The sequence below is a fragment of the Paracoccus sphaerophysae genome, assembly GCF_000763805.1.
In the GTDB taxonomy this organism is placed as follows: Bacteria; Pseudomonadota; Alphaproteobacteria; order Rhodobacterales; family Rhodobacteraceae; genus Paracoccus; species Paracoccus sphaerophysae.
In genome coordinates, this window is the sequence record NZ_JRKS01000003.1 from 1 (window position 1) to 20,185 (window position 20,185).

A 20,185-nucleotide genomic window follows, 5' to 3' on the forward strand; every position below is an offset into this window, starting at 1 on the left:
GGCCCGCGCTTGACAACCGCCCCCGCCCGCTCGGCTTGCGGCGTTCCGGCGCAGCGGCGTGGCGCTGCTTGCGAAAAGCGCGGGCCGCTGCAACAAGGGCGCATGACCCAGGCTCCGCTTTCCCCCGCCAAACCCGCCAAGACCATTCTGCGCGCGCTGGCCGGCGAACGCCTGCCGACGCCGCCGATCTGGATGATGCGGCAGGCGGGCCGCTATCTGCCCGAATACCGCGCCACCCGTGCCCAGGCCGGCGATTTCCTGTCGCTCTGCTACACGCCCGAGCTGGCGGCCGAGGTCACGCTGCAGCCGATCCGGCGCTTTGGCTTCGACGCGGCGATCCTGTTCGCCGACATCCTGCTGATCCCGCAGGCCCTGGGCACCGATGTGTGGTTCGTGACCGGCGAAGGACCGCGCCTGTCAACCGTGACGACCCCGGCGGGCGTTGCGGCGCTGCGCCCGGCCGACGCCGTCCACGACCGCCTCGCCCCGGTCTATGAAACGCTGCGCATCCTGCGCCGGGAACTGCCGGAGGAGACCACGCTGATCGGCTTTGCCGGCGCGCCCTGGACGGTCGCGACCTACATGATCGCCGGGCGCGGCACCAAGAATCAGGGCCCGGCCCACGCGCTGAAGGCCGCCGACCCCGAGACCTTCGCCGGGCTCATCGACCGCATCACCGACGCCACCATCGAATACCTGTCGGCCCAGATCGAGGCCGGGGCCGAGGTCGTCAAGCTCTTTGACAGCTGGGCCGGCAGCCTGACCGGTCGCGACTTCGATGACTATGCGCTGGCCCCCGCCCGGCGCATCATCGGCGCACTCAAGGCGCGCCACCCGTCGATCCCCGTCATCGCCTTCCCGCGCGAGGCGGGCGAGCGCTGTGTCGGCTTCGCCCGCGCGACCGGCGCGGACTGCATGGCGCTGGACAACTCGGTCGACGCCGCGTGGGCCGCCGCGCATGTCCAGACCGACGGCTGCGTCCAGGGCAACCTCGCGCCCGGGCACATGGTGACCGGAGGTCAGGCGCTGGTCGACGAGACCCGCCGAATCGTCCGCGCCTTCTCGCAGGGGCCGCATATCTTCAATCTCGGCCACGGGATCACGCCGGACGCGGACCCCGACAACGTGGCGCTGATGGTCGAGACCGTGCGCGCCGGCGCCTGACGGCGTGTGGGTCGCCGCCACCCTGATCGCGGCGCTGGCGCAGACCGGCCGCAACGCCGCGCAGGCGGGGCTGAGCGCGCGGCTGGGGACGATCGGCGCGACGGGCGTGCGGTTCCTGTTCGGCCTGCCCTTTGCGCTGCTGTTTCTGGCGCTGGTGTCGCTGTGGCAGCCCCTGCCCGCCATTCCCCCTCGGGCGCTGGCGTGGACCGCGGTCGGTGCCGCCGCGCAGATCGGGGCGACCGCGCTGATGCTGTCGGCGATGCAGCTGCGCGGCTTTGCCGTGGCGACGGCGCTGGTCAAGACCGAGCCGGTGACGCTCGCGCTGATGGGCGCGCTGGTCCTGGACGAGCGGCTGGGGCTTCAGCGAATGGGCGCGGTCCTGGTCGCGACGCTCGGCGTGCTCACCCTGTCGGGCACCAGCTGGCGCCGGGCCGGGATGCTGCCGCTGGCGATCGCGGTGTCTGCCGGCGCGCTGTTCGGCCTGTCGGCGCTGGGGTTCCGTGGCGCGATCCTGTCGCTCGACACCGGCGGATACGTGGTTCGCGCCACGATTATTCTGGCCCTGTCGCTGGCCCTGCAAACGGCGATGGTCGGCGGCTGGCTGGCGCTGACCAACCGCGCCGCGCTGCGCGGGATGGCGCAGGCCTGGCCCGAGTCGCTCGCGGCGGGGTTCCTGGGGGCGCTCGCCTCGCAATTCTGGTTCATCGGGTTTGCCCTCGCCCCGGCCGCCGATGTCCGCACCCTGGCGCTGGTCGAGGTCATCTTCGCCGCCGCCGTCTCGCGGCGCCGGCGCGAGACGATGGGCCTGCGCGAGATCGCCGGCATGGTGCTGATCCTCGTCGGTGTGGCGTGGCTGTTGCGGGCCGCCTGAGCGTCAGACCCACTTCGCCAGCGGCGGCAGGCTCATCAGCACCGCATCGGGGTTGTGCCCGGTTTCCAGCCCGAATTTCGTGCCGCGGTCATAGACCAGGTTGTATTCGGCATAGAGCCCACGGTGGATCAGCTGCGCGTCCTTGTCCGCGTCCCTCCAGGGCTGCCCCATGCGCCGTCCGGCCAACGGCAGGAAGGCGGGCAGGAACGCCTCGCCCACCGCGCGGGTAAAGGCGAAATCCGCCGCCCAGTCGCCGGTACTCAAATCGTCATAGAAGACCCCGCCGACCCCGCGGGCCCGGCCCCGGTGGGGGATGAAGAAATACTCGTCCGCCCAGGCCTTGAAGCGGTCATAGTAATCCGCGCCGTGCGGCCCGCAGGCAGCGCGCAGCGTGTCGTGGAAATGCGCCGTGTCCTCGGCATATTCCAGGCAGGGGTTCAGGTCCGACCCGCCCCCGAACCACCAGGCGCCCGGCGTCCAGAACATCCGCGTGTTCATGTGAACGGCGGGCGCATGCGGGTTCTGCATATGGGCGACGAGGCTGATGCCCGAGGCCCAGAAGCGCGGGTCCGCCTCGATCCCCGGCACGCCGCGCGCGGCCATCGCCCCTTGCGCGCGGGGGGCGAGCGTGCCGTGCACCTCGGACCAGTTCACGCCGACCTTTTCGAACACGCGGCCGCCGCGCATCACCGACATGATGCCGCCGCCGCCATCCTCGGCGCGGGCGGTCGGCGTCACCTCGAAGCGACCGGGGGGCGTGTCGGCGGTCGCGTCGGCGGGGGCCCGATCCTCCAGCGCCTCGAAGGCCGCGACGATGCGGTCGCGCAGTTCCCGAAACCATGCCGCGGCCTGGTGACGTTCCGCCGTCATCTCCATCGAATGCTGCCTTTCGTGATTTGCAAGCCGGCGGGGCGCCGCGCTAGGCTGGGTCCCGATCTGCTTAGAGGCGCGCCCGATGACCCGCAACCTGACCCTGACCCTGCTTGGCTGCCTGACGCTCGTCGCCTGCGGGACGCCGCAAGAGCAGTGCATCTCGCAGAATACCCGCGAATACCGCGTGGTCAGCAACCTGCTGCGCGAGGTCGAGGCGAACCTCGCCCGCGGCTATGCCTGGGAAGAACGCGAGGTGACCCGGACCGAGTGGCGCGATTGCCCGGTCGTGGTGCGCGACAAGGACGGCAACGCGCGCTGGATCGACCGCCCCTGCCTGCGCGACGTCTCGGATACGGAACGCTACCGTGTGGCGATAGACCCCGCCGCGGAACGGCGCAAGGCGGACAACCTGCGTCAGCGCCGCGCCGCGCTGAGCGCGCAGGCCGACGAGGCCGTCCGCGCCTGCCGCGCCGCCTATCCCGAAGAGCGACGCTGACTTAGCGCCCGCGGGCGGATTTCCGGCCGGCGCGACCGGCGCCGGTCGCCTCGATCAGCTTGAAGCGGTTGTCGCCGCCAACTTCGGTCACCTCGGCGAAGTGTTCGGTCAGCACCGCCTCATAGGGCAGGTGCCGGTTGGCGACCATCCAAAGCCGCCCGGCCCCGGTCAGCAGGCCCGCGGCGGCCCGAATGAACCGCGCGCCCAGATGCGGATCGGCGGCGCGGCCGGCATGGAAGGGCGGGTTCATCACCACGCCGTTCACCGGGTCGGGCAGGCGGAACGCCGTCGCGTCGGCCCAGTGAAACTGCGCCCGCGGATCGGTGACGTTGCGCCGCGCGCAGTCCAGCGCGGCATGGTCGGATTCGACCAGATGGACGACCTCGACACCCGGGCGCGACAGGATCTGCGCCGCCAGCCAGCCCCACCCCGCGCCCAGATCGACGACGCGGGTCGGCATCCGGTCCGGCAGATGGGCGGCCAGCAGCTGCGAACCGGGGTCCGGCCCATCGGCCGAGAACACGCCGGGCAGGGTCACGAAGTTACCGACCCGCGTTTCCGCCGCCGCCCATTCTTGCGGCAGCCAGTCCCCCTCGGGGACCGTTACCCGAAAGATCTTGCCATGCGCCTTCGACCGCACGTCCTCGACCGGACCCAACGCCCGCAGATCCTTGAGCATCGCGTCGACGCCGTCGGTCTTCTGCCCGTCGATCCACAGCGTCGCGCCGGGGGGCAGGGCGGCGGCGGCAGCGGCGACGCTCGCACGCGCCTCGGCCCGGGCCCGCGGCAGGATCACGACCGCGCCGTCGGCGGGGCCATCGACCGCGACGAGGGTGCGGAACCCCTGCGCGGCAACGGCGTCATGGGCCGGTTTCTGCCGCTGGACGACCACGGTGCGCGCGGGATCGAAGGACGCGACGTCGCCCGCCCCGGCGCCGATCACCAGCAGCCGGCCCTCTGGCGGGTCGACCTGCTCCAGCCGCGAACCGGCCATCTATTCCTTTTCCATCGTGCATTGCAGCGGGTGCTGCTGGCGGCGCGCAAGCTCCATCACCTGCGCCACCTTGGTTTCCGCGATCTCGTGCGAGAACACGCCCACCACCGCGACCCCCTTGCGATGCACGGTCAGCATGACCTCGATCGCCTGCGCGTGGGTCATGCCGAACAGCCGTTCCAGGATGTGCACGACAAACTCCATCGGTGTGAAATCGTCGTTCAACAGCAACACCTTGTAAAGCGGCGGCCGCTGCGTCCGGGGTTTGGTCTTGACCGCCAGATCGACGTCCTCGTCGTTGCGCGACGGGGGATCGGAAAGGCGGAACGGAGGGGCGAAGGACGGGGTCACGCGGTTCGGTCCTGCAGACTTGGGGCCAAGGCCCGATCAGCGGGCAATATAGGGATTGTGGCGAGCAAGAAAAGTCCGCCAACCGCGGCGCGGCGCCGCCGATCGCGAGATTTCCCGAGAATCGAGTAAAATACGCGGTTCACGCCCGGAAAGCCGCGTGCTATTGTCGGTTCATTAATGAAGGACGTGCATAAAGAACGCGTCCGCGAGGCAGAAGAGACCGGGGTAGTGAACAGAATCTATCGAACCCTCATCGCAGGGTGGCTTGTCGTCATGGGCATGATGGTGCCGATGGTCGCCTCTGCCGCCCCGTTCGCCGCGTTCGTCATGGACGGGCGGACCGGCAAGGAAATCTATTCGCAGAACGCGGATGCGCGGCTGCACCCCGCCTCGCTGACCAAGATGATGACGCTGTACATGGCCTTCACCGCCATCGAGCGTGGCCAGGTGCGGCTGGATTCCCGCTTTACGGTGACCCAGCACGCCGCCTCGCAGCCGCCGTCGCGCCTGGGGCTGCGCCCCGGCCAGCAGATCGAGCTGCGCTATCTGATCCGCGCCGCGGCGGTGAAATCCGCCAACGACGCGGCCACCGTCATCGCCGAAGGACTGGCCGGGTCCGAATCCCAGTTCGGGGCGCAGATGACCGGCATGGCGCGGGCACTGGGGATGCGGAGCTCGAACTTCCGCAACGCCAACGGGCTGACGCAGGACGGGCATTATTCCTCGGCCCGCGATCTCAGCATCCTCGGCCGGCGGCTGTTCTACGATTTCCCCCAGTATTATTCGATCTTCTCACGGCGCAGCGCGGATGCGGGCGTCGCCATGGTCGCCAGCACCAACAAGCGCTTCCTGGACAGCTATCCGGGCGCGGACGGGATCAAGACCGGTTACACGCGGGCCGCAGGGTTCAACCTGACGGCGTCGGCGCAGCGCGGGTCCAAGCGCATCATCGCCACGGTGATGGGCGGGCAGTCGACCGCCCAGCGCAACGCGGTGATGGCCCAGCTGCTGGACGCGGGATTTGGCCGCGCGCCGGCGCAGGTGCGCGAAATCCGCCCGGCAGCGCCGGCCTATCTGGTCGAAAAGAAGCGCTCGGTGAAGGTTGCCCGGGTCGAACCGGCACCGCAGGTCGTGGTATCGGCACGGCCGGTGCGCGGCTCGACGGTCGTCGTGGAACCCGCACGGCGCGCGGCGCCGGCGAAAGTCCTTTCGCAGGCCCCGGACGTGGAAGCCGTCGCCGTGGCCAGGGCGGTCGCCGACAGCGTCGATCCCTCGCGCCCGTCGCGTCGGCCCAAGGTTGCCGCGGCTGCGGCGGTGACCCCCGCCGAAACGGACGCGGCTGCGGCGGATCCGCTTCCTGACCGCAAGGTCGCGTCGCCCGAGGGCAACCGGCCGTCGCGGGCCCCGCGTCGTGCCGAGGCCGTCCAGACCGCCTCGACCGAGGGCAAGGCCGCCAAGGCCAAGGCGCCGCGCCCGATGGGCTCGACCTTCGCGGCCGAGACGCCGGCCAAGGGATCCCGCCTTGCGAGTTCGGACAAGCCCGCGCGCAAGTCGGAAGCGGTGATCATCGCGGCGATGGAGGAAGAGGGCGACCGGTCCGAGCCCGAGGCGACCGAGATCGTCTCGCGTCCCTCGACCAAGGGCCGCGGCAAGTTCGCCATCAACATCGGCCGCTTCAAGACCAAGGCCGAGGCCGAACAGCTGCTGCTGCGCATCGCGCTGCAGGAGAGCGCTGTTCTGGACAGCGCCGCGCGCCGGGTGGGCAACACCAAGCGCGGGTGGGAGGCCAACTTCACCGGCCTGACCCGCGACGCGGCGCACCTCGCCTGCGACAAGCTGGCCGCGCGGTCGCAGAAATGCAGCGTGTTGGGCAACTGAGGCGCCGGCGCGGCTGCCAGGTGGTCGGGGCGCTAAACGGACGACGCAAGGCCCGGGTCCTCCCGGGCCTTTTTGCTGGGCAGCCGCGATGCGGCTCCGCCGGTTCGCGCGGCGCGCGGCGCAATACGTGGGATGCAAGGCCGTCCCCCATGGCCACTGTCATATCCACGTTCTGAGATCGAGCGACCGCCACGGAACGCGTGCCAGACGATCGATCGTGCCTTGTCTGACAGATTGGTCGCGGCGCATCGAACAGGGGATGCTACGAGACCAAAGTCGATATCTTCGACCTAGGTAGATATGCGCTATTGCAGTCCAGGACACCGGCGCGGCCCGCCGTGATGCTGACCGCCTCCCGCTGCCGGGTTGACGGCACGAGACCTAGCTACAGGACGCGCTTAGTTGGCGAGTGGGGAAGATCGACGGTCTGGGAAGGAGCCACGGATGCTGCCACAAGGGAGGCTGCTGGGCCATCCTCGCTACGGAAGAATGAGCCGACGATCCCACCGGCTGCTAAGCAAGTCACGCGTGGGCGCTTGGCGCCTCCCCACGAGGGATTGGGCAGACGATGCCGCGAGCAGTAGCAGCATATTGCCGCCTCATCCCGGCAGCTTGGCAAAGGGCATGGTTGCGCACGCAATATTCAGCACGCCGGGTTCTGCTGCAGGTCGCAACGTTCGCGCTCGAATGCCAGGAACCAGCACGGCAACTTCATCGGCACGTCGTTCGGGTCCGAGCTGTTCGACACCGCCGGACATCCCCTCTCAAACCGTCGTGGTGGCGTTCAGCATGTCCGCCGGGCTGGTGCACGGAGGACTGCCGCACCGTATCTCCCGAGGGACCGGCGCAACTCTATTCCCGAACCGCTCTTCGAGCATGGGCAGAACCCGGCTGCCGCGATCTCGCTGTAGATGAAGCCAGAACAGAACGCGCGGCCCGGCTCGCCACCACTCTCCCTACGGCTTCGGCCGGTCGTCCCATTCGTCGCTGAGGATCCGCTCGGCGTCGCCCTTGGGGTCCTCGTATTGCCGGTTGCGCAGCGACCACAGGAACGCCAGCAGCCCCAGCGCGCCAAGCCCGAGCGAGGCCGGAATGAGGAAAACCAGCACCTCCATCAGCGCAGCCGCAAGGCGTTCAGCGTCACGCTGATGGAACTCAGCGACATCGCCAGCGCCGCGATCAGCGGCGTGGCGAGCCCGGCGACGGCGAAGGGCACGGCGACGATGTTGTAGAGGATCGAAAGGGCAAAGTTCTCGCGGATGCGACGCGCGGCGGCGCGGGCGACGCCCACCGCCTCGGGGACCGGGGCAAGCGAGCTGCCCACCAGCACCATGTCAGACGCGACGCGCGCGGCGTCGAGCGCGCTCGCCGGCGAGATCGAGGCATGGGCCGAGGCCAGCGCCGCGGTGTCGTTCAGCCCGTCGCCCACCATCAGCACCCGCGCGCCGCTGCGGGTCAGGGCGGCGACGGCGGCTGCCTTGTCCTGCGGCGTCACGCCCGCGCGCCATTCGGGGATCGCCAGCCGTGCGGCAATGTCGGCCACCGCGCCCTGCCCGTCTCCCGACAGCATCAGCACCCGCAGACCGGCCGCCCGCAACGATGCGACCGCCTCGGCGGCGCCGGGGCGCAGGCTGTCGGTGAAGTCGACGCGATGCACCGCCTCGCCGATCCGCAGCCAGGTCGCGGCGCCGGGGGCGTCGTCGGCCGCTCCGGTCCAGTCGGCACGGCCCAGCCGCACGAGTTGACCCTGCCACCGCCCCTCGACCCCATAACCCGGGACCTCGCGCAGGTCGTCCAGCGCAGCCGGCGCCACCTCCAGCGCCGCGGCTAGGGCGCGGGACAGCGGATGCGCCGACCCGGCGGCCAGCGCCGCGGCGACGGGCTGCGCCTCGGGGGGCAGGGCGTTCGCCGCGACCCGCGGCGTCCCCATCGTCAGCGTGCCGGTCTTGTCGAAGACCACCGTATCGACCTCGGCCAGCCGCTCCAGCGCTGTGCCGTCCTTGATCAGCAGCCCGCGGCGGAACAGCCGCCCCGAGGCCGCCGTCACCACCGCCGGGACCGCGAGTCCCAGGGCGCAGGGGCAGGTGATGATCAGCACCGCGGCCGCGACATTCAGCGACAGCCGCGCATCGCGGGTCACCCACAGCCAACCGAGAAAACTCGTCAGCGCCATCAGATGCACGACCGGCGCATAGGCGCGGCTGGCCCGGTCGGCGACCGAGGTATAGCGCCCGCGCGCCGATTCCGCCGCCGCGACCAGCGCTGTCAGCCGGGCCAGCGAGCTGTCCCGCCCGGCGGCCGTCACCCGCAGCGTCAGCGGGCCGGTGAGGTTGACCTCGCCGGCCGATACCACGTCGCCGGGGCGCGCGGCGACCGGCGCCGATTCTCCGGTCAGCAGCGAACGGTCGATCTCGGACCCGCCCTCGTCCACGATGCCGTCCGCGGGGATGCGCCCGCCCGGTCGCACCAGCACCAGGTCGCCCGGCGCCAGGTCGGCGACCCGCACGGTTTGTTCGGCGCCGTCCGTCAACCGCACCGCCCGCGGCACCTCGAGCGCGGTCAGCTCCTCGGCCGCCGAGCGGGCGACGGCGCGGGTGCGATAGTCGAGATAGCGCCCGACCAGCAGGAAGAAGCACAGCATCACCGCGGCATCGAAATAGGCGTGGTGCCCGGAATGCAGCGTCTCGAAGACCGAGATCGCGCTGGCCAGGATCAGCGCCAGCGAGATCGGCACGTCCATCCCCAGCCGCCCCGCCCGCAGCGCGCGCCAGGCGCTGGAAAAGAAGGGCTGGCCGGCGAATGCCACGGTCGGCAGAGCGATGGCGCCGGAGATCCAGTGGAACATGTCGCGCGTCGCCGCATCGGCCCCGGACCAGACGGCGACCGAAAGGATCATGATGTTCATCATCGCGAAGCCCGCGACGCCGACCCGCATCAGGATGTCGCGGCCCTGCCGGTCGGCGGCGGTCGCGGTCAGCGCGCCGGGGTCCAGCTCGTGCGCCTCGTAGCCGATCCGGTCCAGCACGGCGATCAGATCGGCGGCGCCGATCCCGGCCTCGGCATCGATGATGACCCTGCGCAGCGACAGGTTGACGCGGGCGGCATGGACTCCGGGCGCGGCGTTCAGCGCCCGTTCCACCGCGACGATGCAGGCCGCGCAATGGACGGCGGGCACCGACAGCATGATGTCGCCGCGCGCCGGACCCGACCGCGCGAGCGCCTCGGCCAGAGGCGCCGCATCGCAGGCCGGGCAGGCGCTGAGCCGGCCGGGATGTTCAGCCTCGGCAACCGCACGCAGCCCGCCTGCGAACTGTCCGCCGCCTTGCGCCGTCGCGTCTGCCATCACCGTCCCGCCTTCGTCACTGCGCCTGACTGCCCGCATAATGGTCGATGCGCTGGCGGAACAGCGTCCCGTCCCACGCCTCGGCCGTCAGGTGGATGTTCCACGTCCCCGGCGCAAGCTTGATCGGCGCCCGGAAGATGCCGTCCTGATAGGTGAATTGCGGGGTCTGGTCGTCGCGGACATGGGTCGGCCGCCCGACCGTGGCGGTCAGCGACCGCACCCGGGCCGGGTTTCCCTGCCTATCGCGGATCATCAGCGTCAGCTCCTTGCCGTCATATTCCGGCGTCACCGTCCAGCCCAGCGAATCCTGCGCCACCCGCTCCTTGTCGAAGACCTGCGAGGCGACATAGGAGTTCGGGGTCTCGAGGCCCGGAAAGGTCCCCACGGCCTTGACCGCAAGCCAGATGTTCACCCCGATGATGACCCCGAACATGGCGAGCGCAAAGATCAGCATGTGCCGTCCGGTGAACCGGCGCGAGGCGGAAAACAGCAGGAACGGCAGCCCGAAGACTGCCGCGACCGCCAGGACCGGCAGATAAGCGGCAAGGCTGGACAGCGGCGCCGGCATCGCGATCACCGCCCCCGCCCGTGGAAGACGGTGTCGACCGCGGCGCGGCGGCCCGAGGCCTCGTCCTCGATCCACATGGTGATCTCGGTCTGGCCGGCCTCGGCCAGCGCGGCATCGGGGCGGACGGTCAGATAGACCCGCTGCTCGAAGGTGGCGTCCTGGGCCACCTCGACCGCGCCCTGCCCGCCCTCGAGCGACACGCTCAGCCCCTCGATCGGCGCCCCCGCGGCGTCCCCGGCGCCGACCGCAAAGCGCTTGGCCTCGCCCTGCTTGTTGCGCAGCCGCAATTCGTAGGTGTTGCGGATCGAGCCGTCGGACATGGTCACAAAGAGCGGGCTGCGGATCGGCGAGACGTTCAGGTCATAGGGCGAACGCAGGAACAGCGCCACGATCAGCCCCACCCCGATCGCCCCCCATAGGGTGAAATACAGCAGCGTCCGCGGCCGCAGCACGTGGCGCCACAGCGAGGCGCCCTCGTGGCCGACCTTCTCGGCCCGCTCGTCCCTCAGCGCCATGTAGTCGATCAGCCCGCGGGGCTTGCCGATCTTGTCCATGATCTCGTCGCAGGCGTCGATGCACAGGGCGCAGGTGATGCATTCCAGTTGCTGGCCGTCGCGGATGTCGATGCCCATCGGGCACACGTTCACGCAGGCATAGCAGTCGATGCAGTCGCCCTTGGCGCCAGGGGGCACGTCGGACTTGGTCGGCTCGCCCTTGCGGATCTTGCCGCGCGGCTCGCCCCGCCATTCCCGATAGGCGACGGTCAGCGTGTCCTCGTCCATCATCGCGCCCTGGATGCGCGGCCAGGGGCAGGCATAGATGCAGATCTGTTCGCGCGCGAAGCCGCCAAAGAAGAACGTCGTCGCGGTCATGATCGCGATGGTCATGTAGGCCACGGCATGCGCCTGTCCGGTCACGAGATCCTTCAACAGCGTCGGCGCGTCGGCGAAATAGAACACCCAGGCGCCGCCGGTCAGCAGGCCGATCAGCAGCCACAGCGCCCATTTCGTGATCCGCAGCCGCGCCTTGCGCGCGGTCCAGGGCTGTTCATACAGGCGGATGCGGGCGTTGCGGTCCCCTTCGACCCAGCGTTCGACGAGGATATAGAGGTCCGTCCACACCGTCTGTGGGCAGGCATAGCCGCACCAGACCCGGCCCAGCGCCGAGGTGAACAGGAACAGCCCGAGCCCGGCCATGATCAGCAGGCCCGCGACGAAATAGAATTCGTGCGGCCAGATCTCGATCCAGAAGAAGAAGAAGCGCCGGTTCGCCAGGTCGACCAGCACCGCCTGGTCCGGCAGGCCGGGGCCGCGGTCCCAGCGGATCCAGGGGGTGATGTAATAGATGCCCAGGGTGATCGCCATCAGCACCCATTTCAGGTTGCGGAACTTGCCCTGCACCCGCCGCGGAAAGATCGGCTCGCGCGCCGCGTAAAGGCGCGGCGGTTCATTCTCGACGGTGGACATGGAACACTCCTGCGTGGCGCGGGCCGGGACGGGCGGGCAGCGGGATCTGGATGACGGTCAGGACCACGGCTCGCCGGCGAGGAATATATGCAGTCCTGCATGGGTCCGAGAGAGACGCTTTGTCGCACATCCGCTTGGCTCCAGCCGTCGCCTTCACCGCCGCCGGTGCGGGCGGCCCTGAAGGCAAGGCTGACACGCCGGGCGCGCGCTGAACAGCGCAAACGGCCGGCGCGCATCACCCGCCGCTCGGGCCAAGCGGGGCGCGGCAGGACCGCACCCCGGCGCGCCCGTTACTCGCCGCCGCCCAGGCTGTGGACATAGGACGCCACGGCGCGGATGTCCGCCTCGCTCAGCCGCTGCGACCAGGCCGGCATCACGCCGAACGGGCCGTCATGGATGATCTGGCGGATGCGGGCCTCGGTCGGCCGGCCCTGTTCGGAATAGAGCCACACGGCGTCGGTCAGGTTCGGCGCGCCCTGGGCGCGGTCGCCGGTCCCGTCCTCCATGTGGCAGGCCACGCAGTTGTCGGCATAGACCGTCGCGCCCGCCTCGGCTTTGGCCGTGTCATGGGGCAGCTTGGCCAGCGCCAGGACGTAGTTCGTGACCTGGTCGATCTGGGCCGCGTCCAGAATCCCGTCGGCCCCGAAGCGCGGCATTTCCGAATAGCGCGAGTCCGGGTCGTCCGGGCTGCGGATGCCGTGCAGGATCGTGGTGTGGATGTCGTCGATGGTGCCGCCCCACAGCCAGTCGTCGTCCACCAGCGCGGGATAGCCGCTGGCCCCCGCCCCGCCGGCCTGGTGGCACTGGACGCACCAGGTGTTGAACACCGCCCGGCCGGCGTTGGCCGTGTAGTTCACCAGTTCGGGGTCGTCCTTGATCGTGCCCAGCTCGACCGAGGCCAGCTTCTGCTGGATCGGCGCGTTGGCGTCGGCAAAGCGCTTGATGTCGACCGCCACCTCGTCGCGCGGAGTGGTGCCGATGAAGCCCTGGGTCGAGCCGTGGATCAGCGGGATGGCCGGATAGGCCAGGACATAGCCGACCGACCAGACGATGGTCGCGTAGAAGGTCCACAGCCACCAGCGCGGCAGCGGGTTGTCGTATTCCTCGATCCCGTCCCAGCTGTGGCCGGTGGACTGCACCTCGACGACGTTCTTGCCGACGCGGCGCCGCTGGCTCATCCGCGAGGTCGGGCGGGCGCCGGGCTTGACCCCGGTCAGCGTCTCGGGCGCGTTCTCGATGATCTGCTGCGCGTTTTCGGCGTCGGCCGCGCGGCGGCTGACGGAAATGCGGTTGTCCGGGTTGGCCGGGCTTTCATGCGGATCGGTCGGGTCGGCGCCGACATTGCGGGCCACCTGCTCCTCGCGCGGGGTCGGGGTGGCGTTTGGGTCTTGGTCTCTGGGATCGGCCATCAATCGACCTCCTTGCGGGCCGCGTCGGCTACAGGCTCGGGCGCGGGTTTCGTCTCGTTGCGGAAGATGCTTTCTGCGGCGTCCCGCTGGACCCGGCGCGACCCCGGGCGGAAGGCGAACAGCACCACCCCCAGGAAGAACAGCGTCAGGACCAGCAGCACCCAGCTGTCGGCGAGTTGGCGCAGGATGGAATAGCTATCCATGCCCCGCGCCTGTCAGCGATGCTGGTCGGGCTGGAAGGTCGAGAAATCGACCATCGTCCCCAAGACCTGCAGATAGGCGATGAGCGCGTCCATTTCCGACACGCCGGCCTGGCGGTCGAAGTTGCGCTGCTGCGCCCCCGGATAGCGTTCCTGCAGCCCGGCGGCATCGGCATCCGGGTTGGCCTGGGCCAGCCAGTCGGCGCGGGCCTCGGCCAGCATCTCGTCGCTGTAGGGCACGCCGACGCGGCGATCGGCGGTGATCCGGGCGTCGATATGGGTCGGCTCGATCATCCGGTCGCGCAGGAATCCGTAGCCCGGCATGATCGATTCCGGCACCACCGACTGCGGGTTGATGAGGTGGTCGATGTGCCATTCGTCCGAATAGCGCCCGCCCACCCGGGCCAGGTCCGGCCCGGTCCGCTTCGATCCCCACTGGAAGGGGTGGTCGTACATCGATTCCGCCGCAAGGCTGTAATGGCCATAGCGTTCGACCTCGTCCCGCATCGGGCGGATCATCTGGCTGTGGCAGACATAGCAGCCCTCGCGGACATAGATGTCGCGGCCGGTGAGTTCGAGCGGCGTGTAGGGGCGCACCCCCTCGACCTTCTCGATGGTGTTTTCCAGGTAGAACAGCGGGGCGATTTCCACGATCCCGCCGATCGTCACGACAAGGAACGAGAACACCAGCAGCAGCGTCGCGTTCTTTTCAAGGATCTTGTGGTGGTCAAGAATTGCCATCTGTCAGATCCTCATTCGGCCGGCAGGGCGACGCGGGTTTCCGCGACGCGGGGCTGGCGGGCCACCGTGGCCCACAGGTTGTAGCACATGATGATCGCGCCCAGCAGGAAGAACACCCCGCCCAGCGTCCGCACCACAAGCATCGGATACTTGGCGATCACCGTGTCGGCGAAGGCGTTGACCAGGAAGCCCTGGCTGTCCACCTCGCGCCACATGAGACCCTCCATGATGCCCGACACCCACATCGACGAGGCATAGAGCACCAGCCCGATGGTCGCGAGCCAGAAGTGCCAGGACACCAGCGTCAGCGAATACAGCCGCTCACGCCCCCACAGACGCGGGGTCAGGTAGTAGAGCGCACCGAAGGTGATCATCCCGTTCCAGCCCAGCGCGCCCGAATGGACGTGCCCGATGGTCCAGTCGGTGTAGTGCGACAGCGAGTTCACGGCCTTGATCGACATCATCGGCCCTTCGAAGGTCGCCATGCCGTAGAAGCCGACGGCCACGACCATCATCCGCAGGATCGGGTCGGTGCGCAGCTTGTCCCAAGCCCCCGACAGCGTCATCAGGCCGTTGATCATGCCGCCCCACGAGGGCATCCACAGCATGACCGAGAACACCATCCCCAGGGTCGACGCCCATTGCGGCAGCGCCGTGTAGTGCAGGTGGTGCGGGCCGGCCCAGATATACATGAAGATCAGGGCCCAGAAGTGGATGATCGACAGCTTGTAGCTGTAGATCGGACGCTCGGCCTGCTTGGGGATGAAGTAGTACATCATCCCCAGGAACCCGGCGGTCAGGAAGAAGCCCACCGCGTTGTGGCCGTACCACCACTGGGTCATCGCGTCCTGGACGCCGGCGAACAGCTGCACCGACTTGGACCCGAAGACGCTGACCGGGATCGCCAGGTTGTTGACCACGTGCAGCATGGCGATGGTCACGATGAAGGACAGGTAGAACCAGTTGGCGACGTAGATGTGCGGTTCACGCCGCTTCATGATCGTGCCGAGGTAGACGGCCAGGTAGACCACCCAGACGATGGTCAGCCACCAGTCGACGTACCATTCCGGTTCCGCGTATTCCTTGGAATGCGTGGCGCCGAGGATATAGCCGGTCGCGGCCAGCACGATCATCAGCTGATAGCCCCAGAACACGAACCAGGCGGCATTGCCGCCCCACAGCCGCGTCGCGCAGGTCCGCTGGACGACATAGAACGAGGTCGCGATCAGCGCGTTGCCTCCAAAGGCGAAGATCACCGCCGAGGTGTGCAACGGCCGCAGCTTGCCAAAGTTCGTGAAGCCCTGGAACAGTTCCGAAAAGTTCAGCGCCGGCCAGGCCAGCTGGGCGGCGATGACGACCCCGACCAGAAAGCCCACCACGCCCCAGAAGGCGGTGGCGATCACGCCGGCCCGGACCACGCCATCCAGGTATTCGCCCTGCGCCACGGCCAGGCGCGCCGGCTGGCGCGGGTCGTCCATATGCCGCAGCTGCCACAGAAAGGTGAGCCCGGCGGCCAGCATCACCGTCAGCGCGTTCACCATATAGGCCAGATCGTGCGCATAGTTGGCGCCGATCGCGGCCAGCACCGCGATCACGCCAAGCACGATCAGCTTGATGACATCCCACATGTCGTCTTGTTCCTTGTCCTTGCGCAACCCCGTCGAATCGCGGAAATCCGCGCGCAGGGGGTCACCGTGGCATGTGTCCTATTGCCACTAGGTTGACCAAACATTGATCTGCGTCAACAAAACCCGTCCAATCTGCGGTGTAATTTCGCCCTTATCGACCGGAGGAAATGCACATGGGCTACAAGACCATCCTGACCGTCATCACCCAGCCCGGTCAGACCGCCCAGCTGGACGCCGCGGTGGCGCTGGCGCGCCGCGAGGCCGCGCATCTGGACGTGTTCTGCCTGGGCGTGGACCACACCCAGACCGGCTATTACTACGCCGGCGCCTCGGCCTATGTCTTCCAGGAGGCGATCGACCGAGCCATGGCCTCGGCCGAGGCGCTGGAAACCGAGGTCCGCGGCCATCTGGGCGCCCAGGACATCCGCTGGTCGGCCGAAAGCGCCGTGGCGCAGATGGGCGGCGTCGGCGCGCTGATCGCGCAGCGGGCGCGATTCGCCGATCTGGTGGTGCTGGCCCAGCCCTATGGCGAGGGCGCCGCCCCCGATGCCGAGGCGGTGGTCGAGGCGGCGCTGTTCGACGGCAGCTGCCCGGTGCTGATCCTGCCGCACGGCCAGAGCGACGTGGCCGGCATCGGCCGGCGGGTCATCGTCGCCTGGAACCAGTCGGACGAGGCGCTGACCGCGATCCGCCGCGCCCTCCCGATCCTCAAGTCCGCCGACCTGGTCGAGATCACCGTCGTCGATCCCTCGCCGCATTCGCCCGAAGGCTCGGACCCGGGCGGGGCGCTGTGCCAGATGCTGACCCGGCACGGCATCAAGGCCGAGGTCGTGGTGCTGGCCAAGACGCTGCCCACGGTGTCCGAGGTGCTGAACCGCCGCGCCGCTGAAACCGGGGCCGACCTGATCGTGATGGGCGCCTACAGCCATTCCCGGCTGCGTGAGGCGATCATGGGCGGCGCCACGCGCCACATGCTGGAACGCGCCAAGGTGCCGGTGCTGATGGCACGCTGACGCCCGCCGGCAGAACGGCCTGGCTCAGCTGGGCAGTCCGCCGTCGGAATCGTCGCCGCTTTCGGCGACGAGGCGGTTGAAGTCGGGCACGATCACCCGGCGCTTGCCATCCAGCGCGATCACCCCTTCGCGCCGCAGGGCCGAGATCTGGCGGCTGACGGTTTCCAGCGTCAGACCCAGGTAATCGGCCATCGCCTCACGGGTCAGCGGCAGGTCGAGCACGACCAGACCCGGCGTCTGCGCCTGCCGCAGCATCGCGTCGCGGCGGGCGAGGATGGTCAGGAACGAAGCGATCTTCTCGCGCGCCGACTTGCGTCCCAGCAGCAGCAGCCAGTCGCGGGCCGCGTCCAGATCGTCCAGCGTCATGTCCAGAAGCCGCGCGGCGATGCGCGGGCTCGACCGCAGCAGCCCCTCGAACGGGCGGCGGCGGAAACAGCACAGCAGCAGGTCGGACACCGCTGTCACGTCATAGGGCGAGGAATCCCGCCCCGGACGCCAGAGGAAATCCGAGGGCAGCAACAGCCCCACCATCTGGGTGCGGCCATCCTCGAGCGTCTGGGTCAGGCTGGCGATGCCCGAAACGACCGAGGCCACGAAGTCCATCCGCTCGCCCGACAGCACGACGGTCTGCCCGGCCTCGTAGCGGCGGTAATACTTGCTGCCCTCCAGCTCGGTCAGCTCGGGGGTCTCGCAGGTCGCGCAAACGGCGCGATAGCGGATCGGGCAGTCTTCGCACGGAAGCTGCAGCGGGTGGCATCCCTCAGCGGATATGGTCTTGACCTGTGTCAAAGCGTGTCCCTGCCGTAATGGTAACTGACTAGGGCCATGGAACAGGAATCGCAACTTACCCGGCTGGGACTGTTTGACGCGCGTGTGCCCCGCTACACGTCGTATCCCACCGCCCCGCATTTCAAGCCCACCGTCGGTCCGGCCGATTTCACCCGCTGGGTCCAGGCGATCCCGGCGGGGGCGGCGATCTCGCTGTACATGCACGTCCCGTTCTGCCGGCGGCTGTGCTGGTTCTGCGCCTGCCGCACCCAGGGCACCCAGTCCGACGCGCCGGTGCGCGCCTATGCCGACGTGCTGCTGCAGGAACTCGAGCTGCTGAAGGCCTCGCTGGCCCCGGGGGTCACTCTGTCGCGGCTGCACTGGGGCGGCGGCACGCCGACGCTGATGCCGCCGGACATGATGCGCCGGGTGGCGGGGGCGGTGTTCGACGCCTTCCCGCTGGCGCCGGGGGCCGAGTTCTCGGTCGAGATCGACCCCAACGAGATCGACGAGGCGCGGATGGACGCGCTGGCCGAGGCGGGGCTGACCCGCGCCTCGATCGGGGTGCAGGACTTCGATCCCGACATCCAGGCCACGATCGGCCGCGACCAGAGCTTCGAGGTGACCGCCGAGGCGGTCCGCATGATCCGCGCCCGCGGCATCGACAGCGTGAACGCCGACATCCTGTACGGCCTGCCCCACCAGACGCCGCACCGGATCGCCGATTCCATCCAGAAGCTGATGGCGCTGAGCCCCGACCGGATCGCGCTTTACGGCTATGCCCACGTGCCGTGGATGGCCAAGCGGCAGGTGATGATCCCCGACGCCGCCCTGCCCGACCCGCAGGCCCGGCTGCGCCTGTTCGAGGTCGCCCGCGACCTGCTGGTCGCCGACGGCTATGAGGAGATCGGCATCGATCATTTCGCCCGCCCCGGCGACGGGCTGGCCACAGCGCAGAAGGCCGGGCTGCTGCGCCGGAACTTCCAGGGCTATACCGACGACCTGGCCACCGCGCTGATCGGCATGGGGGCGTCGTCGATCTCGCGCTTTCCGCAGGGCTATGCGCAGAACGCGCCGGCGACCGGCGCCCATGTCAAGGCGATCCGCGAGGGGCGGTTCTCGACCACCCGCGGGCATGTCTTCACCCCCGAGGACGTGTGGCGGGCCCGGATGATCGAGGCGCTGATGTGCGATTTCGAGATCCGCGCCGACGAGTTCATCGCCGACCACGGCTTTACCCCCGCGACGCTGGCGGCGCTGTTCGCCCCGGTCAAGGCGCAGTTCGGGGACATGGTCACGGTGTCCGCTTCCGGGCTGGCGATCCCCGAGCGGGGCCGGCCGCTGACCCGGATGATTGCGCGGATGTTCGACGGCTACGAGATGGAGGCCAAGGGCCACAGCCCGGCGATCTGACCGATGTCGCGCCCAAAGCCGGGGCGCTGCCCCGGACCCCGGGATATTCGGGACCGCCCGAAGCGCGGGCTCGGGCTGGTCCCTTCGGCTACGCCGGATCAGCGGCCCAGTTTGGCGTGGACCTCGTCCAGATCGACCTCGCCCTTCGGCATCTTGTTGTCGGGGTCGTCGAAGTCATAGCGGAACAGCTGGAAATCCTTCTTGTATATTTCCCAGACGAGGTGCCGCGACAGGTCGTCGAAATAGTCGCTGACCTTGTGTGCCCGCTTGGGGCCGTGACCCTCGGATTCGTTGAAGCGCGGCACCGCGTTCACGTCGACCTTCACCGGCGTTTCGGCGGCATCCAGAACCTTCTGCATGCCCTCGTTGAACTTCTCGGTGAAGAAGATCTGGTCATAGCGGCCGCCATTCACGATGAAGGTCGCGATGTGGCCCGACATGGCCGACCAGTGGATGTCCGGCTCCATCGGGCGGCGCCAGCGGATGGTGTCGCGCGCGAACAGCAGGAAGCGGCGGAAGCTCGCCACCTGGTCAAAGTCGAAGTTGTCCTCGGGGCTGCCGACCTCGATGCCGTAGCGCTGGACGATCTGCGGGATCAGGTTGCCGCGATAGCGCTTGCCGTTGCGCTGGATGCCGGCGATCTTGTCGAAGAACGACGACAGGATGCGCGAATACGGGTTGCGCACGCAGGTAAAGCTGACCGCCTTGCGCGACTTGACGGCGCGGTCGATGATCGGCTGGCTGTCTTCCTGGTTCCACTTGTGCAGGCCGCTGGTGGAATCGTGGATGTCGCCGTCGAAGTAGCGCCCGTGGTCCGAGTAATACATGATCTGCCCGATCGTCGAGCAGGCGCATTTGGGGACCACACGATAGGCGATGCTCTCGCTTTCGGTGAGCCAGGTGCCGGGGAAGGCCATGATGTCGGATCCTTTGATCGAGCGCTGTCGGCTTGCCCCTGCCCATAAAATCGTTAAGCACCCAACGCAACTCGCCTGGGGCGTTTCCGCGC

At 68.9% G+C, this 20,185-nt stretch carries 19 protein-coding genes; 6 read left to right on the forward strand and 13 right to left on the reverse strand.

Going from position 1 to position 20,185, the window contains the following annotated elements; genetic code table 11:
- Positions 1–102: 102 nt before the first annotated feature.
- Both hemE and IC63_RS01860 read left to right on the forward strand, forming a co-directional pair.
- Positions 103–1,164, forward strand: coding sequence for a uroporphyrinogen decarboxylase (gene hemE, locus IC63_RS01855; protein WP_052041796.1), 1,062 nt, complete (start codon positions 103–105; stop codon positions 1,162–1,164).
- Between the two features lie 4 nt (positions 1,165–1,168).
- Positions 1,169–2,035 carry a DMT family transporter gene (locus IC63_RS01860; RefSeq protein ID WP_036716426.1) on the forward strand — a complete coding sequence of 289 codons (867 nt, stop codon included), beginning with the start codon at positions 1,169–1,171 and terminating at the stop codon, positions 2,033–2,035.
- A gap of 3 nt (positions 2,036–2,038) precedes the next feature.
- Here IC63_RS01860 and hemF read toward each other — a convergent pair whose 3' ends face one another.
- Positions 2,039–2,911: an oxygen-dependent coproporphyrinogen oxidase gene (gene hemF / locus IC63_RS01865; RefSeq protein ID WP_036716427.1), complete on the reverse strand. Its 873-nt coding sequence runs from the start codon at positions 2,909–2,911 to the stop codon at positions 2,039–2,041.
- A gap of 79 nt (positions 2,912–2,990) precedes the next feature.
- On the opposite strand from hemF, the gene IC63_RS01870 reads away from it, so the two are divergent.
- Complete coding sequence (locus tag IC63_RS01870) at positions 2,991–3,404, forward strand: hypothetical protein (protein ID WP_036716428.1); 414 nt, start codon at positions 2,991–2,993, stop codon at positions 3,402–3,404.
- 1 nt (position 3,405) lies between these two features.
- Here the strand turns inward: IC63_RS01870 and IC63_RS01875 are convergent, their stop codons facing one another.
- Positions 3,406–4,398: a class I SAM-dependent methyltransferase gene (locus IC63_RS01875; RefSeq protein WP_036716429.1), complete on the reverse strand. Its 993-nt coding sequence runs from the start codon at positions 4,396–4,398 to the stop codon at positions 3,406–3,408.
- Positions 4,399–4,680: an ATP-dependent Clp protease adapter ClpS gene (clpS, locus tag IC63_RS01880; protein ID WP_408633541.1), complete on the reverse strand. Its 282-nt coding sequence runs from the start codon at positions 4,678–4,680 to the stop codon at positions 4,399–4,401.
- 297 nt (positions 4,681–4,977) lie between these two features.
- Between clpS and IC63_RS01885 the strand changes: the two genes are divergently transcribed.
- Entirely contained in the window at positions 4,978–6,627 is a 1,650-nt protein-coding gene (locus IC63_RS01885) for a serine hydrolase (RefSeq protein WP_332257713.1), read from the forward strand.
- Positions 6,628–7,583: 956 nt separating this feature from the next.
- On the opposite strand, the gene ccoS is transcribed toward IC63_RS01885, so the two are convergent.
- The 8 genes from ccoS to ccoN all read right to left on the reverse strand — a co-directional run bounded on the left by ccoS (position 7,584) and on the right by ccoN (position 15,982).
- Entirely contained in the window at positions 7,584–7,742 is a 159-nt protein-coding gene (ccoS, locus tag IC63_RS01890; protein ID WP_036716432.1) for a cbb3-type cytochrome oxidase assembly protein CcoS, read from the reverse strand.
- Positions 7,742–9,970, reverse strand: coding sequence for a heavy metal translocating P-type ATPase (locus IC63_RS01895; protein WP_052041797.1), 2,229 nt, complete (start codon positions 9,968–9,970; stop codon positions 7,742–7,744). Before IC63_RS01895 ends, ccoS begins: the two co-directional genes overlap by 1 nt.
- Positions 9,971–9,986: 16 nt before the next feature.
- On the reverse strand, positions 9,987–10,538 hold the full coding sequence (locus IC63_RS01900) for a FixH family protein (RefSeq protein ID WP_084115392.1): 552 nt from the start codon (positions 10,536–10,538) through the stop codon (positions 9,987–9,989).
- Positions 10,539–10,543: 5 nt separating this feature from the next.
- The gene (gene ccoG, locus IC63_RS01905; protein WP_036716433.1) at positions 10,544–12,004 is read right to left on the reverse strand and encodes a cytochrome c oxidase accessory protein CcoG; all 1,461 of its coding nucleotides are present in this window, start codon (positions 12,002–12,004) and stop codon (positions 10,544–10,546) included.
- Between the two features lie 290 nt (positions 12,005–12,294).
- Positions 12,295–13,182, reverse strand: coding sequence for a cytochrome-c oxidase, cbb3-type subunit III (gene ccoP, locus IC63_RS01910; protein ID WP_052041806.1), 888 nt, complete (start codon positions 13,180–13,182; stop codon positions 12,295–12,297).
- A 230-nt stretch (positions 13,183–13,412) separates the two neighbouring features.
- Positions 13,413–13,616, reverse strand: coding sequence for a CcoQ/FixQ family Cbb3-type cytochrome c oxidase assembly chaperone (locus tag IC63_RS01915; RefSeq protein ID WP_036716434.1), 204 nt, complete (start codon positions 13,614–13,616; stop codon positions 13,413–13,415).
- Positions 13,617–13,628: 12 nt separating this feature from the next.
- The gene (gene ccoO, locus IC63_RS01920) at positions 13,629–14,354 is read right to left on the reverse strand and encodes a cytochrome-c oxidase, cbb3-type subunit II (RefSeq protein ID WP_036716436.1); all 726 of its coding nucleotides are present in this window, start codon (positions 14,352–14,354) and stop codon (positions 13,629–13,631) included.
- 11 nt (positions 14,355–14,365) lie between these two features.
- Entirely contained in the window at positions 14,366–15,982 is a 1,617-nt protein-coding gene (gene ccoN, locus IC63_RS01925; RefSeq protein ID WP_036716561.1) for a cytochrome-c oxidase, cbb3-type subunit I, read from the reverse strand.
- Between the two features lie 173 nt (positions 15,983–16,155).
- On the opposite strand from ccoN, the gene IC63_RS01930 reads away from it, so the two are divergent.
- Positions 16,156–16,995, forward strand: coding sequence for a universal stress protein (locus IC63_RS01930; RefSeq protein WP_036716437.1), 840 nt, complete (start codon positions 16,156–16,158; stop codon positions 16,993–16,995).
- A 24-nt stretch (positions 16,996–17,019) separates the two neighbouring features.
- Here the strand turns inward: IC63_RS01930 and fnrL are convergent, their stop codons facing one another.
- Positions 17,020–17,766 carry a transcriptional regulator FnrL gene (gene fnrL / locus IC63_RS01935; RefSeq protein WP_052041807.1) on the reverse strand — a complete coding sequence of 249 codons (747 nt, stop codon included), beginning with the start codon at positions 17,764–17,766 and terminating at the stop codon, positions 17,020–17,022.
- A gap of 54 nt (positions 17,767–17,820) precedes the next feature.
- Between fnrL and hemN the strand changes: the two genes are divergently transcribed.
- Positions 17,821–19,176 carry an oxygen-independent coproporphyrinogen III oxidase gene (gene hemN / locus IC63_RS01940; RefSeq protein ID WP_036716438.1) on the forward strand — a complete coding sequence of 452 codons (1,356 nt, stop codon included), beginning with the start codon at positions 17,821–17,823 and terminating at the stop codon, positions 19,174–19,176.
- Positions 19,177–19,274: 98 nt separating this feature from the next.
- On the opposite strand, the gene IC63_RS01945 is transcribed toward hemN, so the two are convergent.
- A complete protein-coding gene (locus IC63_RS01945) occupies positions 19,275–20,093 on the reverse strand; it encodes a sulfotransferase family protein (RefSeq protein WP_036716439.1) in 819 nt (272 codons plus the stop codon).
- Between the last annotated feature and the right edge of the window lie 92 nt (positions 20,094–20,185).

Excerpts from the sequence above, each read along its gene's own strand:
- hemN (WP_036716438.1), top strand. The coding sequence starts at position 17,821 with ATGGAACAGGAATCGCAACTTACCCGGCTGGGACTGTTTGACGCGCGT.
- IC63_RS01900 (WP_084115392.1), bottom strand. The coding sequence starts at position 10,538 with ATGCCGGCGCCGCTGTCCAGCCTTGCCGCTTATCTGCCGGTCCTGGCG.
- ccoO (WP_036716436.1), bottom strand. The coding sequence starts at position 14,354 with ATGGCAATTCTTGACCACCACAAGATCCTTGAAAAGAACGCGACGCTG.
- IC63_RS01875 (WP_036716429.1), bottom strand. The coding sequence starts at position 4,398 with ATGGCCGGTTCGCGGCTGGAGCAGGTCGACCCGCCAGAGGGCCGGCTG.
- IC63_RS01930 (WP_036716437.1), top strand. The coding sequence starts at position 16,156 with ATGGGCTACAAGACCATCCTGACCGTCATCACCCAGCCCGGTCAGACC.
- ccoS (WP_036716432.1), bottom strand. The coding sequence starts at position 7,742 with ATGGAGGTGCTGGTTTTCCTCATTCCGGCCTCGCTCGGGCTTGGCGCG.
- hemE (WP_052041796.1), top strand. The coding sequence starts at position 103 with ATGACCCAGGCTCCGCTTTCCCCCGCCAAACCCGCCAAGACCATTCTG.
- IC63_RS01895 (WP_052041797.1), bottom strand. The coding sequence starts at position 9,970 with ATGGCAGACGCGACGGCGCAAGGCGGCGGACAGTTCGCAGGCGGGCTG.
- IC63_RS01945 (WP_036716439.1), bottom strand. The coding sequence starts at position 20,093 with ATGGCCTTCCCCGGCACCTGGCTCACCGAAAGCGAGAGCATCGCCTAT.
- hemF (WP_036716427.1), bottom strand. The coding sequence starts at position 2,911 with ATGGAGATGACGGCGGAACGTCACCAGGCCGCGGCATGGTTTCGGGAA.
- IC63_RS01915 (WP_036716434.1), bottom strand. The coding sequence starts at position 13,616 with ATGGATAGCTATTCCATCCTGCGCCAACTCGCCGACAGCTGGGTGCTG.
- ccoN (WP_036716561.1), bottom strand. The coding sequence starts at position 15,982 with ATGTGGGATGTCATCAAGCTGATCGTGCTTGGCGTGATCGCGGTGCTG.
- ccoP (WP_052041806.1), bottom strand. The coding sequence starts at position 13,182 with ATGAGCCAGCGGCGCCGCGTCGGCAAGAACGTCGTCGAGGTGCAGTCC.
- IC63_RS01870 (WP_036716428.1), top strand. The coding sequence starts at position 2,991 with ATGACCCGCAACCTGACCCTGACCCTGCTTGGCTGCCTGACGCTCGTC.
- ccoG (WP_036716433.1), bottom strand. The coding sequence starts at position 12,004 with ATGTCCACCGTCGAGAATGAACCGCCGCGCCTTTACGCGGCGCGCGAG.